11 protein-coding genes and 1 riboswitch are annotated in these 17756 nt (G+C 55.8%); of the genes, 1 reads left to right on the top strand and 10 read right to left on the bottom strand.

The features are described 5' to 3' along the window. Positions 1 to 46: 46 nt before the first annotated feature. The 8 genes from cobO to K0I31_RS03620 all read right to left on the bottom strand — a co-directional run bounded on the left by cobO (position 47) and on the right by K0I31_RS03620 (position 7814). The gene (gene cobO, locus K0I31_RS03655) at positions 47 to 676 is read right to left on the bottom strand and encodes a cob(I)yrinic acid a,c-diamide adenosyltransferase (RefSeq protein ID WP_220079942.1); all 630 of its coding nucleotides are present in this window, start codon (positions 674 to 676) and stop codon (positions 47 to 49) included. A 14-nt stretch (positions 677 to 690) separates the two neighbouring features. Beyond that, positions 691 to 2295 (bottom strand): cobyric acid synthase, encoded by a 1605-nt coding sequence (locus tag K0I31_RS03650; protein ID WP_220079941.1) that lies wholly within the window; start codon positions 2293 to 2295, stop codon positions 691 to 693. 26 nt (positions 2296 to 2321) lie between these two features. Further along, positions 2322 to 2855 carry a bifunctional adenosylcobinamide kinase/adenosylcobinamide-phosphate guanylyltransferase gene (gene cobU / locus K0I31_RS03645; RefSeq protein ID WP_220079940.1) on the bottom strand — a complete coding sequence of 178 codons (534 nt, stop codon included), beginning with the start codon at positions 2853 to 2855 and terminating at the stop codon, positions 2322 to 2324. Next, entirely contained in the window at positions 2852 to 3619 is a 768-nt protein-coding gene (locus K0I31_RS03640; RefSeq protein ID WP_220079939.1) for an adenosylcobinamide-GDP ribazoletransferase, read from the bottom strand. The genes cobU and K0I31_RS03640 overlap by 4 nt, the downstream gene beginning before the upstream one ends. Before the next feature lie 41 nt (positions 3620 to 3660). After that, positions 3661 to 4689: a nicotinate-nucleotide--dimethylbenzimidazole phosphoribosyltransferase gene (gene cobT, locus K0I31_RS03635; protein WP_220079938.1), complete on the bottom strand. Its 1029-nt coding sequence runs from the start codon at positions 4687 to 4689 to the stop codon at positions 3661 to 3663. 168 nt (positions 4690 to 4857) lie between these two features. Then, a complete protein-coding gene (locus tag K0I31_RS03630; RefSeq protein WP_220079937.1) occupies positions 4858 to 5901 on the bottom strand; it encodes a FecCD family ABC transporter permease in 1044 nt (347 codons plus the stop codon). After that, complete coding sequence (locus K0I31_RS03625) at positions 5888 to 6769, bottom strand: ABC transporter ATP-binding protein (protein ID WP_434086915.1); 882 nt, start codon at positions 6767 to 6769, stop codon at positions 5888 to 5890. Before K0I31_RS03625 ends, K0I31_RS03630 begins: the two co-directional genes overlap by 14 nt. A gap of 203 nt (positions 6770 to 6972) precedes the next feature. Continuing rightward, positions 6973 to 7151, bottom strand: a riboswitch (cobalamin riboswitch). Between the two features lie 51 nt (positions 7152 to 7202). After that, entirely contained in the window at positions 7203 to 7814 is a 612-nt protein-coding gene (locus K0I31_RS03620; protein ID WP_220079935.1) for a histidine phosphatase family protein, read from the bottom strand. Positions 7815 to 8410: 596 nt separating this feature from the next. On the opposite strand from K0I31_RS03620, the gene metH reads away from it, so the two are divergent. After that, positions 8411 to 12133, top strand: a complete 3723-nt coding sequence (metH, locus tag K0I31_RS03615; RefSeq protein ID WP_220079934.1) for a methionine synthase — start codon at positions 8411 to 8413, stop codon at positions 12131 to 12133. Positions 12134 to 12606: 473 nt separating this feature from the next. On the opposite strand, the gene K0I31_RS03610 is transcribed toward metH, so the two are convergent. Both K0I31_RS03610 and katG read right to left on the bottom strand, forming a co-directional pair. After that, the gene (locus K0I31_RS03610; RefSeq protein ID WP_220079933.1) at positions 12607 to 14451 is read right to left on the bottom strand and encodes a hypothetical protein; all 1845 of its coding nucleotides are present in this window, start codon (positions 14449 to 14451) and stop codon (positions 12607 to 12609) included. A gap of 651 nt (positions 14452 to 15102) precedes the next feature. Further along, positions 15103 to 17373: a catalase/peroxidase HPI gene (gene katG / locus K0I31_RS03605; RefSeq protein ID WP_286670329.1), complete on the bottom strand. Its 2271-nt coding sequence runs from the start codon at positions 17371 to 17373 to the stop codon at positions 15103 to 15105. Positions 17374 to 17756 lie beyond the last annotated feature (383 nt).

Raw genomic sequence — 17756 nt, 5'->3', positions numbered from 1 at the left:
GTGAATGAGGACGCAACGCCGCAATTGAGCACTGCAATAGCAATTTTCAGTAGTCGAAGCCGAGCTGGGCTTTAACGCCGCTCTCAAATGCATGCTTTATGGGCTGCACCTCACTCACAGTATCCGCAAGCTCCAAAATCGCCCGATGACAGGCACGCCCCGTGACAATCACATGCTGCATGGGCGGACGGTTCTTAAGCGCCGTCAGCACCCTGTCCAGATCCAGATAGTGATAGCTCACCATGTAGGTGAGTTCGTCCAGCAGCACTATGTCTATGGTGTCGTCGCTCAGCAGGGTCTCGGCCGCCTCCCAGGCACTCTGCGCCGCCAGGGTATCGGCCTCTCTGTCCTGGGTCTCCCAGGTAAAGCCGGTGGCCATCACATGAAACTCGACCCCCACCTTCTCCAGCACGGCGCGCTCGCCGCAGGGCCAGTTGCCCTTGATAAATTGCACCACGGCGGCCTTCTTACCATGACCGACGGCGCGGGTGATGTTACCGAAACCCGCCGTGGTCTTGCCCTTGCCGTTGCCGGTCATCACCAGCAGCACGCCCTTCTCGGTCTGGGCCTTGGCGATCTTGGCGTCCACCGCCTCCTTCACCTTCTGCTGACGCGCCTTATGACGCTCGGCCTTATGATTTTCCGCCTGATTTTCCGCCTGCTTGTCCGCGCTCATCTTCTTTCCTTTAGTTAATTATTCTTGTTTGGGCGCCTTAGTGGCGTCTCGGCGAGGATGGCGCTCAGCCTCGCCATGTCCAGATGCCCGGCCAGGGTATCGGCGAGGCGATCTAACTGTGCCTGTTTGATCGCCTCGGGATCGACGGCGGCCGCACTGCTGAGCCCGGCCCAGCCAAGGAGCAGCGCACAGGCCTCAGGGCTGTCGAACAGACCATGCAGATAGCTGCCCAGGATCTGGCCATCATGGGACAGACAGCCCTCGTTAAACCGATTGCCCTCGTCACTCTCTAGGGTGAGGGGTTTGGTCGCCTTAGATAACAGCGTGGAGCGGCCACAGTGGATCTCATAGCCAGCAATGCTTGCGCGCTCGCCCGCCAGTTTTATCGTGCCTGTCACCTGAGCCAGACGCTTGTTAGGGGTCAGCTCTGTGACTATGGGCAGTAGCCCCAGGCCATCGCTGTCACCTGCCTCCCCCTCGACCCCTTGGGGATCTTCGATGGCCAGCCCCAACATCTGATAGCCACCGCAGATGCCGATCACCTTGCCGCCATATCTCAGGTGGCGCTTAAGGGCGCGATCCCAGCCCTGTTCGACCATGGTGGCCAGGTCCTGCCGCACACTCTTACTGCCGGGCAGTATGATGAGATCGGCATCAATTGCCTGACCGTCGTAGGCCTCGTTTACCTGTTGATAGCGAAAGTCTATGTCTGGGTGCAGCCTGAGGGGGTCAAAATCTGTGTGATTGCTGATGCGGGGAAAGACCAGCACCAAGACCCGAAAGCGGGCGTTGCCACTGCTCACCTGACGGGCATCCAGGGCGTCTTCGGCCTCCAGGTGCAGATCGTTAAGGTAGGGCAAGACGCCCAGCACTGGCTTGTCTATCCTGGCCTCTAGCCAATCTAGGCCAGGCTTAAGCAGAGAGATGTCGCCGCGAAAGCGATTGATCACCACGCCTCTGACTCTGGCCTGCTCGGATGCTGACAACAGTGCCAGGGTGCCGACGATATGGGCGAACACCCCGCCTTTGTCGATGTCGGCGATCAGGATCACCGGGCAGTCCACCGCCTCGGCGAAGCCCATGTTGGCGATATCCCCCTCGCGCAGGTTGATCTCCGCCGGGCTACCCGCCCCTTCCACCAGGATCAGCTCATACTGCCGCTCCAGGCGTGACAGTGAATCCAGCACAGCCGCCATCGCCTTGGTGCGATAACCCTGGCTGTCTTTGCCAAAATAGGTCTGGGCCTCCATGTGGGACAGAGCCTTGCCCTGCACTATCACCTGGGAGCTGGTGTCCGAGTTGGGTTTAAGCAGTATGGGGTTGAAGTCTGTGTGGGGCGCAAGGTAACAGGCCTCGGCCTGCAGCGCCTGGGCACGGCCTATCTCACCGCCGTCAAGGGTCACCGCGCTGTTGAGCGCCATGTTTTGCGGCTTGAAGGGCGCCACCCTGCGCCCCTGACGGGCGAAATAGCGGCACAGGCCCGCCACCAGGGTGCTCTTACCCGCATCCGAGGTGGTGCCCTGCACCATCAAGATATTGCCACTCGCCTCTTGATTGCTATTGCCCTGCTTGCACTGTTTACTCTGGTTTCGCTGATTACTTAAGTTATCTGGTGTCATTACTTTGCTTCCTATTCCCTGGCGCCCTAGCTCGTCTCATCCTTGAGGATCAGCGGCAGACCCGCGGTGACCAAGACCACCTGCTGGGCTCGCTGAGCGATTGCCTGATGCAGCCAGCCCGCCTCGTCGACAAATCGTCGACTCAAGGGGTCGGCCGGTACCACGCCACAGCCCACCTCATTGCTGATCAGCACGACAGCCCCTGGCGCCGTTTCCAAGGCGCGCAGCAGCGCCGCCTTGGCCGCCGGCCAGTCATCCCCCTCAAGCAGCTGATTGGTGAGCCAGAGGGTGAGGCAATCGACTAGGATTACCCGCTTCTCCCTGGCGTGAGTTTCGATACAGGCACTCAAGTGTAGCGGACACTCCAGGGTCTGCCAGGGCAAACCATCCTCACGGCGCTCATCCTGGTGTCGGGCGATGCGCGCGCGCATCTCCTCATCCAGCCCCTGGGCGGTGGCCACAAACAGGCACTCATAACCCTTGGCCACATAATCGGCCACCAAGGAAAGGCCATGGCGAGACTTGCCACTGCGGGCGCCGCCTAGAACCAGGTGTATCATAGGCTGATCACCAGGATAAACAGGTAACAGAGCAGCTCGATCACCTGCTGGGTCGCCCCCAGCACATCGCCTGTATAACCGCCGATCTGACGGCGATAACTGCGTACCAGCAGCTGGCGGGCCGCCAGCAACACCAAACAGAGCGAGAGCGCCGAGGCGATACCGCTGAGCCAGAGGGTGAGGATGCCGGTCAGCAGCAAAATGCCGAGCTCATTTGGGGTCTGCGACTGGGCCAGAGGCTTGCTCTTGCTGCTGTCGTCATCCCGAACATAGGTCTCGGTGAAGATGAGTGAGGCCGCCACCATACGGCTCAGGCAGTGGCCCACCACCAAGGCTGCCATCACGAGATCGCCATCGAACAGGGCAATTTCACTGAGCAGCACAAACTTAAACAGCAGGCTCATCACTAGGGCCAGCACCCCATAGGTGCCGACACGCGAGTCTTTCATTATGGTGAGCTTATCCTGCACCTGCCAGCCGCCACCGAACCCGTCGGCGGTATCCGCTAGGCCATCCTCGTGGAAGCCGCCGGTGAGCAGCAGCCCGGCCACCATGGCGAGTAAGATGGCGACGCTGATGGGCAATACCTGAGTCGCCAGGCTATAGACCAGGGCGCAGAGGCCACCGACAAGCACGCCGACCAGGGCGAAGTAACGGCTGGCCTGATTGAGCCGCTCATTGTCGACCTTCACCCAGGTCGGCATGGGGATCCGGGTAAAGAAGCCCATGGCGATAAAAAACAGGTTTAACTCTCTGGCAAACATCGTCGCGCTTTCCCTTTTTGATCCTTAGATTGCTATTGCCGCTAAATCGAAATGCCCATCTCTTCGAGGGAGGCCATCTCGTTGTAAAACTTGGCCGCCGCCTGCACCAGAGGCACAGCCAGCGCCGCCCCGGTTCCCTCACCGAGACGCAGTCCGAGGGACAAGAGCGGCTGGGCATTGAGATGCTCCAGCATCAGTTTGTGGCCGCGCTCGCAGGACTCGTGGGCGAAGATCATATAGTCCCGGGCGTGGGGCGCTATGGTCACCGCTGCCAGGGCCGCCGCCGTGGCGATGAAGCCGTCGATCAGCACCAGCATCTTCAGCTCTGCCGCCGCCAGTATGGCGCCGGTCATCTGCACTATCTCGAAGCCACCCAGGCAGGCCAATACGCCATAGGGATCTCCTAGTTGCTCACGGTGCAAAAACAGCGCCTGCTCCACCAGCAGCTGTTTGCGTGCCAAGGTGGCGGCATCTATGCCAGTGCCCCGACCGACACACTCGGCCGCCTCGCGCCCCATCAGCGCCGCCATGATGGCCGCCGCCGAGCTGGTGTTGCCTATGCCCATCTCGCCGAAGGCTATTAGGTTACAGCCGCGGCCGTGATGCAGCGCGACCCGCTCCCTGGCCATGGCGAAGCCCTGCTTGACCGCGCCCAGGGTCATGGCGGGCTCGCGATGAATCGCACCTGTGCCAGCCCCCAACCTGTGGTTGATAAGCTTAGGTTGATCATGGATCTCCTGGGCGATGCCGCAGTCGATCACCTCCATGGTGATCCCTCCCTGGGCACAGAACAGATTGATGGCCGCGCCGCCCTTGAGGAAATTCATCACCATCTGGGTAGTCACCTCGCTAGGCGCGATGGAGACCCCGGAGGCGGCGATGCCGTGATCGCCGGCAAACACCAAGAGGGTTGGTTTGACGATCTGCGGCTTGTCTGGACCCAGCACCCGGGCGATAGTCATCGCCAGGGTCTCGAGCGCGCCCAAGGCGCCGAGGGGCTTGGTCTTAGTGTCTATCTTCTGCTGGATCTTGGCATCGAACTCGCTACTTACCTCAGTGACTTCAAACATACTGGTACCTCATATCGCTCGCCCTCGTTCTCGATTCATTGCAATCCACGCCTTCTTAGCAGGCATAGTTCAATACGCTTTGCCTTCAATGCTCTCTCCTTCCATGCACCTTTCTTCGATACACCTTTCCTTCAATGCACCTTTCCTTCGATGCATAGGGAACCTAGGCTAGTTGCTACGCTTACCGCCCAGGATAAACAGAAAGAAGAGGCTGCCTATCACAGCCGTAATGATCCCCACCGGCAGCTCCTGATAGCTGAGCAGGCAGCGCGCCAGCACATCCACCCAGATCATAAACAGGCCGCCCACCAAGGCCGTCAGCAGCAGGGCGAAACGCCCGGGCAGCAATAGGCGCACCATGTGGGGCACCATCAGGCCGACGAAGCCGATGCCGCCACAGTTGGCCACCAGGACGGCGGTGATCAGCGAGCAGAGCAGCAGGCTGACGAGACGCAGGCGCTGCACCCGAATGCCCAGGGTGTGGGCGGTCTCATCCCCCGCCTGAATGGCGAGGATCTGCCGCTTGAGCAGCAGCAAAATGGCGCTCGCCGCCAACACCAGCAGCCAGGGCAGCCAGAGCATCTGCCAGCTCGCCTTAGCAAAGCTGCCCAGGCTCCAGAACAGCACAGAGGCGGCCGATTGCGGCCCGGAGAAATAGAGCATCAGGCTGGCCAGCGCCCCAAACAGGAAGGAGATCGCCACCCCGGAGAGCAACATGCGCTCTATCTGGGTGTTCAAATCCCGCCCGCACAGGGCCAGCACCATGAGCACCGCCAGGCTGGCGCCGATAAAGGCGCCGAGCGGCAGGCCGACACTGGCCAAAGTGCCGCCGACACCGCCCAGCAGGGTGATCACCACAACCGCCCCCAGACTGGCGCCCGATGAGATGCCAAACAGATAGGGGTCGGCCAGGGGATTGCGAGTCACCGTCTGCAACACGGCGCCCGCCAGGGCCAGGCCGAAGCCGGCGATGAAGGCCAGCAAGATGCGCGGCAGGCGCAGCTCAATCAATATTCTTGCGGTCACGCCGCCGGGATCGGCGCCGCTCAGCTTGGCCAGCAGCACCTCAAGCACCTCGGCGACGCCTATCTGCGCCGCGCCGAAGCTCACCGCCAACACAGGAGTCGCCAGGGTCAACAATCCCAGACAGACGAAGGCCAGGTACTGTTGCGGGCTATAGCCTCTTCCCAGACTCAGGCTAGCGCTCATCATGGTTAGCCTCCTTCGCCTCAAAGGCCTGGTCACCCAAGCCATTGCCGTGCTGAGTACTATGCCCGCCATCTTGAAGGTGATAGCCATAGAAATAGTTAATCTGCGGGTTGCCGTGCTGTGGATGGGGCGATACCTGACAGCAGACGCCGAATACCCTGGCGATCTGCGCCTCGCTCAGCACCTGTTTGGGCGAGCCCTGGGCCACGGCCTTACCCTGGTCCAGCAGCAAAAGTTGATCGCAAAGGGCGCTGGCGAGATTGAGGTCGTGAATCGAAATCACCACAGTCACCCCCAGGGCCTTGAGCAGCTCGAGGATCTGGATCTGATAGCGGATATCCAGGTGATTGGTGGGCTCATCGAGGATCAACAGCTTAGGCTGCTGCACTATGGCGCGGGCGATCAGCGCCCGCTGCTTCTCGCCCCCGGACAGGGAGGCGTAGGTCTGTCCGGCGCGATCCTTGAGCCCCACTGTCTCCAGGGCCTGACTCACCGCCAGGCGGTCAGCCTTAGTGGTCATGGAGAAGGCGGCCTTGTGTGGCGTAAGCCCCAATGCCACCAGCTGGGCCGTGGTCATGTCGAAATGCTGGGGCGTGTCTTGCAGCACCACGGCCACCTCGCGGGCAAAGGCCCTGGCGCTCAGGCTGGCGATGGGCTGGCCAAACAGTTGGATCTCGCCACTACTTGGGGTGAGGAAGCGATAGAGGCAGCGCAGCAGGCTGGACTTGCCGGCGCCGTTGGGGCCTATGATCCCCAGCATCTTGCCTTCTGGCAGATCCAACTTGACCCCAGAGAGGATGGTGCGCTCGCCGCAGCGCCAGCTGAGATCCCGTACCGACAGCGCTGGGCGCGCGCAGGCGCCATCGCCGATGGCTGCACCAGCACCTGTGTCTGTACCTAAAATTGCATCGTCACTGGCGCCGTGAGACAGGAGTGATTCTGTTTGTGATGGCTGACTAGGGGCGCTCAAGGTCGCGCCCTCCGGGAAGCAGCGCCGAGGCGCCCTCTCCCTTGGGCCAGACTCGGCCCCGAGGTATTCTTCATCTATTGGCTCCCTCAAGTCACCCGCTTGAGATAGTGGTTAGAGAGTAGGCAGGTATCCTGACTCGTGGCCAACCGGTCGACTTAGACCTAGCGGCACACTCACAGTTGCGGGCACAGTTTGGGCTAGCGGCGCTGGGCCTTCCCCAATTCCCTATTAAGTCCGAGTTATCGCCTTGGCGATCTCGACACCATACTCCCGGCGCAGGCGGTCCCTGCGCCCGGTTATTATGCTAAATTTTGCCGCCGACACAAGGCCAGACTCACTCGGCGTCATGCCAGTGCAGACGCCAGTAGCCCTCTCCCGCCTTGTCGCGATAGTGACTTATCTTGACCACACTGCCATAGTCCAGACTCAGCCGGGTATAGAAGCCTACGGCGCGCTCTACCCCCAGGGCCTTGGCCATCAGGTGACGTATCACGCCGCCATGGGTGATCAGTAACAAGGCCTCGCCGCTATGCTGATGTACAAGTTGCTCGACCACCTCGTCGACACGCCGCTCGAAATCAGCCATGGGCTCCCCCTCGGGCAGCGGATTGGCCCAAGGGTCCCGCCAATAGGCACTCAGCTCCTCACCGTGATCGGCATGCAGCTCAGGGATAGGCTGGCCATCCCAACGGCCGAAGTAGATCTCCTTGAGCCCGGCATCCAGGGCTACCTTCACCTGATTCTTAGTCGTCAGATGTTCGGCAAACACGCGGCAACGTTTGAGCGGCGAGCTGATCACCCTGTCCACCGCCTGGGGCAGCTTAGCATAGGCCAGCTGCATCTGGGCGAAGCCTATCTCGGTGAGAGGTTGATCGCTATGGCCGCGCAGCAGGTTGCCGCCTTCACATTCGCCGTGGCGCATCAAATAGAGTGTCGTTTGCGTCATAACTGCAGCATTAAACCTTTAAAATCTAGATGGTTAGCAGGATACTCTCTGGAAGTATCCCTTGGCAATGAAAGATAAATAAGGCATTGAAAAACTTTCAGATTCACCCACTCTCGCGACATGAGCCTTATGCCATGGGAACGCGGCTTAACCAGCATTCTTCCTCGAAGCCAAACCAGATTTAAGCTTAGGGAAGTTGCGAATAAGTCCTCATGGTACTCTGGCTTACACAGCAATTGGCGTTCAAGGCGTCTGACGCAGGGCATGCCGGGGCCTGTCTAAGTCAGATAACGCAGAGAGCCGGTTGCTGTGTAAGCCCCTAAGGGCGTGGCTTACAGGCCTATCTGCTGTGTTGTGCTTCTTACAAAGGACTTGGGCCATTTGCTGCGAACCACGCCTTGCATCTAGGTCTGTAAGCCGACGCAGAGCAGATGGGACCTGTTCGCACCTTCCCCTATACTCTTTAGACTTGCCCTGGGTATTATAAGTCGATTAGTATAGACGTCTATACGTTTATACATCCAAAATAAAAATAGCACGTCAAATCGATAGACGCGGCAGTTTAGGCAATAGGTCAGTTGAAGTAGGTGAAAGTTATGGCGACCCAATCCCCTGTTCGAAACGTAAGGCAGATTAACGACGCGATCCGCGCGCGGCTCAATAAGGAAATTTTGATCCTCGACGGCGCCATGGGCACCATGATCCAGAACCACAAGCTAGAGGAGGCCGACTTTCGCGGCGAACGCTTTGCCGAGTGGCCCTGCGATCTCAAGGGTAACAACGACCTGTTGGTGCTGACCCAACCCGAGCTTATCAAGCAGATCCACAGAGATTACCTGCTGGCGGGCGCCGACATCATAGAGACCAACACCTTCAACGCCACCCAGGTGGCCATGGCCGACTATGAGATGCAGGAGCTGTCACGGGAGATCAACCTTGAAGGCGCCCGACTCGCCCGCACCGCCTGTGATGAGGTGGCCGCCGAAACCGGCCGTCAATGCTATGTGGCCGGGGTTCTCGGCCCCACCAACCGCACCTGCTCTATCAGCCCGGATGTGAACGATCCTGGCTATCGCAATATCCATTTCGATGACCTTGTGGAAGCCTATATCGAATCGAGCCAGGCCCTTATCGAGGGCGGCGCCGATATCATCATGGTAGAGACCATCTTCGATACCCTCAACGCCAAGGCGGCGCTGTTTGCCATCGAAACCCTGTTTGACCAGCTGGGCCAGCGTCTGCCCGTGATGATCTCGGGCACCATTACCGATGCCTCGGGCCGCACCCTCACGGGCCAGACCACTGAGGCCTTCTACAACTCGCTGCGCCACGTGAAACCGCTCTCCATCGGTCTCAACTGCGCCCTGGGGCCGCAGGAGCTGCGCCCCTATGTGGAGGAGCTGTCGAAGATCGCCGAGTGTTATGTGTCGGCGCACCCCAACGCCGGCCTGCCCAACGAATTTGGCGGCTATGACGAGACCCCAGAGCAGATGGCCGAGGTGATCGGCCCCTGGGCCGAGGAAGGCCTGCTCAACATTATCGGCGGCTGCTGCGGCACCACCCCAGACCATATCAAGGCAATCCGCGCCGCCGTCATCAAGCACGGCGCCCGCGAGCTGCCGGATCTGTCGGTGGCCTGTCGCCTGTCGGGCCTTGAGCCGCTGACCATAGACGCCGACTCGCTGTTTGTTAACGTGGGCGAGCGCACCAATGTCACCGGCTCGGCAAAATTTCTACGCCTTATCAAGACAGGCGAATATGAAGAGGCGCTGTCGGTCGCTCGGGATCAGGTGGAAAACGGCGCCCAGATCATCGATATCAACATGGACGAGGGGATGCTGGACGGCGTCGAGGTGATGCAGAAGTTCCTCAACCTTATCGCCTCCGAGCCCGACATCAGCCGGGTCCCCATCATGATCGATTCCTCCAAGTGGGAGGTGATCGAGGCCGGACTCAAGTGCATTCAGGGCAAGGGCGTGGTGAACTCCATCTCCCTCAAGGAGGGCGAGGCCAAATTTATCGAGCAGGCCACCCTAGTGAAGCGCTACGGCGCGGCGGCCATCATCATGGCCTTCGACGAAGTTGGCCAGGCCGATACCATGGCACGCAAGATAGAGATCTGTACCCGCGCCTACAGAGTATTGGTGGATAAGGTAGGCTTCCCACCGGAAGATATTATCTTCGACCCCAACATCTTCGCCATCGCCACCGGCATCGACGAGCATGACAACTATGCGGTGGACTTCATCGAGGCGACGCGCGAGATCAAGCGTACCCTGCCCCATGCGATGATCTCCGGCGGCGTGTCCAACGTCTCCTTCTCCTTCCGCGGTAACAACCCGGTGCGCGAGGCGATCCACGCCGTGTTCCTCTATCACGCCATTCATGCGGGGATGGACATGGGCATAGTCAACGCCGGGCAGCTGGCGATCTATGACGATATCGATCCCGAGCTTAAGGCCAGGGTAGAGGCCGTGGTGCAGAACCTGCCCTGCCCGGTGGAAGGGTCCAACAACACAGAACAGCTACTGGAGATCGCCGAGCAGTACCGTGGCGACGGCGCCACGGGCGCCAAGAAGGAAGATCTCGAGTGGCGCAGTTGGCCGGTCAACAAACGGCTGGAACACGCACTGGTCAAGGGGATCACCGACTTTATCGACCAGGACACAGAAGAGGCGCGCCAGCTGGCCAGCCGTCCTCTGGATGTGATCGAAGGCCCGCTGATGGATGGCATGAACGTGGTCGGCGACCTGTTTGGTTCGGGCAAGATGTTCCTGCCACAGGTGGTGAAATCGGCGCGGGTGATGAAGAAGGCGGTGGCCTACCTCAACCCCTACATAGAGGCGGAAAAAGTCGAGGGCGAATCCAACGGCAAGATCCTCATGGTGACGGTTAAAGGCGACGTGCACGACATAGGCAAGAACATCGTCGGCGTGGTGCTAGCCTGTAACGGCTACGAGGTGGTGGACCTCGGCGTCATGGTGCCGGTCGAGAAGATCATAGAGGTCGCCAAGGCCGAGAAGGTAGATATCATCGGCATGTCGGGGCTTATCACCCCGAGCTTGGATGAAATGGTGCACAACGTCAAAGCCTTCCACAAGGCGGGGCTGAATATTCCCTCCATCATAGGCGGCGCCACCTGCTCCAAGATCCACACAGCAGTGAAAATCGCACCCCACGCCCCCGAAGGCGCCATCTATATCGCCGACGCCTCGCGCGCCGTGCCCATGGTGGCCAAGCTGATCAACAAGGAGACCCGTCAGGCGACCATAGATGCCGCCTACGAGGAATACCGGGTGATGCGCGACAAACGTAATTCACAAGCCAAGCGCAAGCAGATCGTCTCCCTGGAGGCCGCACGGGAAAATCGCTGCCAGCAAGACTGGAACACTCATACGCCATTTGTGCCAAATCAATTGGGCAGACAGGTGTTTGACGACTATCCGCTGGAAGACCTAGTCGATCGCATCGACTGGACGCCATTTTTCCGCAGCTGGGAGCTACATGGCCACTTCCCCAAGATCCTCGACGACGAGGTGGTGGGCGAAGAGGCCCGCAAGCTCTATCAAGATGCCAAGGCGATGCTCAAGACCATAATCGATGAGAAGTGGCTCACGGCCAAGGCGGTCATCGGCCTCTTCCCGGCCAACACGGTCAATTATGATGATATCGAGATCTACACAGACGAGAGCCGTAGCAAGGTTGAGATGACCACTCACCATCTGCGGATGCAGATAGAACGTGTGGGCAACGACAACTTCTGTCTCGCCGACTTCGTCGCGCCGAAAGACTCTGGCATCGCCGATTACATGGGTGGCTTCGCCGTCACCGCAGGACACGGCATAGACGAGCACGTGGCCCGCTTCGAGGCCAACCATGACGACTACAGCGCCATCATGCTCAAGTGTCTGGCCGACCGTCTGGCCGAGGCCTTCGCCGAACGGATGCACGAGCGGGTGCGTAAGGAGTTCTGGGGCTACGCCGCCGATGAGAACCTGGATAACGAGGCGCTGATCCGCGAGAAATACAAGGGCATACGTCCGGCCCCCGGTTACCCCGCCTGCCCGGATCACACAGAGAAAGGCCTGCTGTGGGAGCTACTAAAGCCCGACGAGACCATAGATCTCAAGATCACCGAGAGCTACGCCATGTTCCCCACCGCCGCCGTCTCCGGCTGGTACTTCGCCCACCCGCAGTCGCGCTACTTCGGCGTGACCAATATCGGCCGGGATCAGGTAGAGGACTACGCCAAGCGCAAAGGAATGAGTGTCGAGGAGACAGAGCGCTGGTTGGCACCAGTACTCGATTATGATGTGTAACGGGAAGTGATCTGGAGTCATCACCTTGACTCCTTTGATTACGCAAACTTCGTTTGAACGTTAGTTCAGAGGCTTCGCCTAACTAACTCATACGGCCTTACGGCCGAGGTAAGTCGCGGGATTCCATTTCACACCGCTTGGCGGATACGGCCTCACGGCCGAGGTAAGTCGTGGGATTCCATCCCACACCTAGGCAAGGAGGACTGCTCGTCCTCGCCCTCCTTGCATCCACCCAGACGCCCCAGACGAAGTTAACTGCATTGGTTAGGAGCCTCGTGCTTATGGATAAATCGCTAGCGCTTCCGAAGGATGCATCCATGCACCTGCGGAAGCTAGTCGGGCATCCATGCCCGCCTCACCCGATTTATTCCAACGCCCTTCGGCAACTTCGATGGGGACTTGTTGTAGCTTTAACCCACATTGAAAACTAATAATGACAGCTTACAAAAATCCCGAATTAACCTCTCTAACATTTAAATATTCTTTGCAATTAACTCAGCTTTTAACAAGCCACCTTTAGTTAACAACTTTGCCGAAAACTTAGGATTACGGCGAGATCTGTAAGCGTCATAGATCATCTTCAATCCTTCAGCTTCCAATAGTGATATATTAATTTCGGTATCCATTTCAGCACTTTCAACAAAGTCCTGTGAAAAACTAGGGGCAATAATCAATACCTGAGCAACTCTTTTCCCTTGGTTTTCACAGCGATTTACGTATGACTTAACCTGTCTGGATGTCGTCGCATATTTTGCAAAATCACCATTTTTAAAAGTTTTAGCCTCACCAATAATGACATCATCATCACTTAAAGATATAACAATATCTGCTTTATCTTTAGCTGTATTAATTGATTTTCTAACATCTTCATCAACAACCAAATTCAAATTCTCAAAAATCTCCTTGGTTATTTCCTCAAACTTAACACCAACTTCCGCCTCTGATATATCAATAGCAGCTTTTCTCAAGGCAGCTAAATCTCTTCGAGCCAGAGCAGGATAGTTCTCTATCAACTTTTCATTTGCATTAGCAAAAGACTCCAAAATTAACTGCCTTGGATTTCCTCTTTTAGACAGCGACATCTTGTCTCTAACTACTTTTACTTGTTCATTGCTAAGCAAATAGAGTATATCCACAGGAGTAATGCTTAAAGCCCTTAACTTCTCTGTATCAATATCCTCTGACTCTTCCAGTTCAAACTCTGTTCTGAGTAAAGATTCGAAATCAGGAAAATGAGTTTGTAGTGTTACATAAAGTTCTTTGAATCCTGCAGCACTAAGGCACTCGAACTCTTGGTTAGTTGAATTATTTAACTTAGATACAATTACATTGATTCTATCATCCAACGTAGCGCCAATTTTATCTACATTAAGATCTAAGTCATGTATTAGCGCCTTTAACCTATCCTTCCTTTGATTAAGGGCTTCACCGGGATTAAATATATCTCGTTGAAGGATATTTCTAATAGGGATTCTAGAATGAATTATTTCACTAATTTTTTTATAACGCTCAACACCTCTAATCTTCTTATTATAGTGTTTAAATACATTTGACAATTCTGCATCAGACAGAGACCTAAGTATTCTCAATGTATGTTTGTTAGCTAACTCTTTACCCTGAAGCTCATTTAAAATAGCAACGACTTCATCCGCAACTAACACTTCCGAGCGTTTCCTATTGATAAATAAAACCCCCATCTCCCTCAGAGAATTCAGCCCTTCTAATACATTATTTTGAGGTATGGGATTAATCAGATGTTCTATTGCAGAAGCCTCATCCATAGATATACCTAGACGATCAGCCAATGTGTTTAAGATACTTCTTTCATCATCAGTAATTCTTGCCTCTCGATTAATTTTCTCATCATTCAGAAATGCAACACTAAAGCAATCATGATAAATGGCTAACTGTCTTCCCCTGCACATATCTTCAGAGTCTTTGCTTTGTTCAATCAAACTTCTGATCTCTATTGCAGAATCATTTAAATCCTTCCACTCTTTATTATACAAATGCTCAATCCATGAGATACGAGCAATACAATTTCCATCTCGAGTAAGAATATTTATCAAAAGACCAATTTGGGCATCTGACATAGCAATTTGTTCTTGAATAGACTCTTTATAGATACAAGAAACCAAAGCAAACAATGAAGTAATTTCGCTGCCAGAAGCATTCTTTATCTGTCCATCGATCTTGCTTACTGATCTCGCTAATTGCTTATCATTTGGCAATGCACTGGTACATAATTTATCTAAACATGAAATAAACTTAGACTTTTCAACCTGATTAATACTTGATAAAACTTGGGATAATTTCATAGATATCTCGACTCTCTACAATAGGCTTCTAGATAGCAACGAGACAACTACAATTTAACTATCCAAAGCCTTAAAAAACCTAAAATGATTGCAAAGAATGAAATACGTTCATTGGGAGGCAATTGAAAACTATTTCTTATTCGTCGTCTTCCATGAAATCAACTTAAGATATAACTATCTAAGTGTACTAATCCATCCCTGCAGCACCTTCTATCGACAACACTCAACATAGCGCTCAAAAAATAACCTGTCCAGGTATTTTACGATAATGCGGTCAGTTAAGTTAAACCTAAAGTTATAATAAATATTGGAAATTGAAGGTTGTGGTTACAACAAATCCCCATCGAAGTTGCCGAAATACGCAGATGAAAATGCCGTATAGCCATCATGGACGATGGCTAAGGCTCGGGGGGACAGGAGTCCCATCCGAGTCGTTAGGCGATTTTCTTTGGAGTATGAGGCTCCTAATCAATGCATGTAACTTCGTCTGGGGCGGCAAGGGGAGATGCAAGAGGGGGATTGCTGGAGATCCCCCTCTTGCCCTGGTGTGGGATGGAATCCCACGACTTATCTCGGCCGTAAGGCCTCACATTCCCTGGTGTGGAACGGAGTTCCAAGACTTACAACGGTCATCAGACCGACACTCCCCTGTTATCTATCTAAATTCATCACCTTGACCCAGGCGGCGACGAAATCATCGACAAACTTCTGCTTAGAGGTATCGAAGGCATAAACCTCGGCGACCGCACGCAGTTCAGAGTTAGAGCCGAAGATGAGGTCCACCGAGGTGGCGGTCCATTTAGGTTTGCCGCTGCTACGATCCAGTCCCTGATAGATGCCATCGACATCTGACTTCTGCCACAGGGTCGACATGTCTAACAGGTTGACGAAGAAGTCATTGTTAAGTGTGCCGGGACGCTGGGTCAACACCCCGTGCTTCGCCCCTTGATAGTTGGCATCGAGGGCGCGCAGGCCACCGACTAACACTGTCATCTCGGGCACCGTCAGATCCAGCTGGTCGGCCTTATCCACCAGCATCTCGGTGGGCGACTTATAGCTGTGGTTTACGTCGAAGTAGTTTCTAAAGCCGTCGGCATGCAGCTCCAGCAGGCTAAAGGAGTTTTCGTCCGTCTGCGCCTGTGTGGCATCACCTCGTCCTGGGGTGAAAGGCACGGCGACCTCAAAGCCCGCCTGCTTGGCGGCCTGCTCTAGGGCGCTAGCCCCCGCGAGTACGATAAGGTCGGCCAAGGAAACCTGACTCTTGCCGGCGCCCTTATTAAAGTCGGCGCGAATCGCCTCCAGCGTCTTAAGCACCTTGGCAGTTTCGGCTGGGTTGTTCACCGCCCAATCCTTCTGCGGTGCCAGGGCGATACGAGCACCATTGGCGCCGCCACGCATATCTGACTGACGATAGCTGGCCGCCGACGCCCAGGCCAGGCGCACACGCTCGGCAACGCTCAGTCCAGACTTGCTGATGGCCTTTTTAAGCTGCTTGATATCGCCTGCGCTAAGACGCGATTGGGTCTTATCATCAATTGGGTCTTGCCAGATGAAGCTACCCTGAGGCACCTCTTTACCGAGGAAGTTACGGGCAGGCCCCATGTCTCTATGGGTCAACTTGTACCAGGCCTTGGCAAAGGCGAGACGATACTCTTCCGGGTCGGCCAGGAAGCGCTCGGCGATCTTTCGATACTCGGGGTCATACTTGAGCGCGAGATCCGCCGTGGTCATCACGGGCGCATGAAACTTACCTTTGACATGAGCATCGGGCACGGCCTTGTGCACCGACTCGTCGGTTGGGATCCACTGGATCGCACCGGCAGGACTGCGGGTCTGCTGCCAATCGTAGGTCAGCAGGTTACTCAGATAGAGCGAGGTCCACTTGGTGGGCGCCTGAGTCCAGGCCCCTTCTAGGCCACTGGTGATGGTGTCTTCTGAGTGGCCCTTGCCACACTTGTTGTGCCAGCCCAGCCCCTGGGCTTCGATGCCTGCCGCGGCAGGTTCTGCCCCCAGACAATCTTTCGGCTTGTGGGCGCCGTGCATCTTACCGAAGGTATGACCGCCGGCGATAAGTGCCAGAGTTTCCTCATCATTCATCGCCATGCGAGAGAAGGCTGTGCGGATATTCTTGGCCGAACCTAGCGGATCTGGCACCCCTTTCGGGCCTTCCGGATTAACATAGATGAGCCCCATGTGGGTCGCACCTAACGGCCTTTGCAGCTTGCCGTCTCTGTCTTCACGATCGCTGGCGAGCATCTCGACCTCCGGTCCCCAGTACACCATGTCTGGCTCCCAGTCGTCGTTACGACCACCGGCAAAACCAACTGTCTTAAATCCCATGTTTTCCAGGGCGACGTTGCCCGCAAGTACAATTAAGTCTGACCAGGAGAGTGCCTCGCCATATTTTTGTTTCACCGGCCAGAGCAGGCGGCGCGCCTTGTCTAGGCTGGCGTTATCGGGCCAGCTGTTTAACGGCTCGAATCTCTGCTGACCGCCACCGGCGCCACCACGGCCATCCAGGGTGCGATAGGTACCTGCGCTATGCCAGGTCATGCGGATGAAGAAAGGACCATAGTTGCCGTAGTCGGCTGGCCACCAATCCTGCGATTGGGTGAGTAGCTGGTCGATATCGGCTTTTACCTGGTCGAGATCCAGCGAGTTGAAGGCCTTGGCGTAGTCGAAACTCTCACCGTAGGGATTGGAGCGGGAGTCGTGATCCCGCAGCGGGGAAAGATCCAATTGATCGGGCCACCAAAACTGTTTGCTCTTGGGTTGAAACGCTTTGGCGGTACCAGTGGCAGCAGCCCCTTTGGGCTTTGTCATCTGTGCGGATTCTTGCTCATCGGCGACGGCAGGGTTAAACACCAACAAGGCACTCACTAACGCCGCGAGCGTTTGCTTGTTTACTGTTTTTCCTTTCATGGTTAGCTTCCTTCAGGTTAATTGCGCTTCGCCAAGGCGAAGCCTGTTGTCAGCCCAGAGTGGATTTCGCCAAGCCGCAAAAAAACAAAAAAGAGACAGCAAGCGGCAAGGCTAAATTTCCAGGGCATTATTTAGTCATCAGGAATATATTAGAAGCAAGATGCTAAAAGCATATATCGAATAAAAACGATTATCTTAATCGAAAATAATAAAGCCTTTTTAGTGGCAAAAACCACAGTTCTGACCATAGCCCGACAAACCTCAGCCCCACCCCGTCTCGAAAAGATCGGCACAACCATCTCAGCGAAGAAACAATAAAGGTTGTGGCTACAACAATCCCCATCGAAGTTGCCGACGACTGCATGGATGCAGAAGGTAGAGCG

Source organism: Shewanella spartinae, assembly GCF_019457555.1.
Classification (GTDB): domain Bacteria; phylum Pseudomonadota; class Gammaproteobacteria; order Enterobacterales; family Shewanellaceae; genus Shewanella; species Shewanella loihica.
Note: the sequence above shows the minus strand (reverse complement) of the source record. Positions and strands in the feature narration are given on the sequence as shown.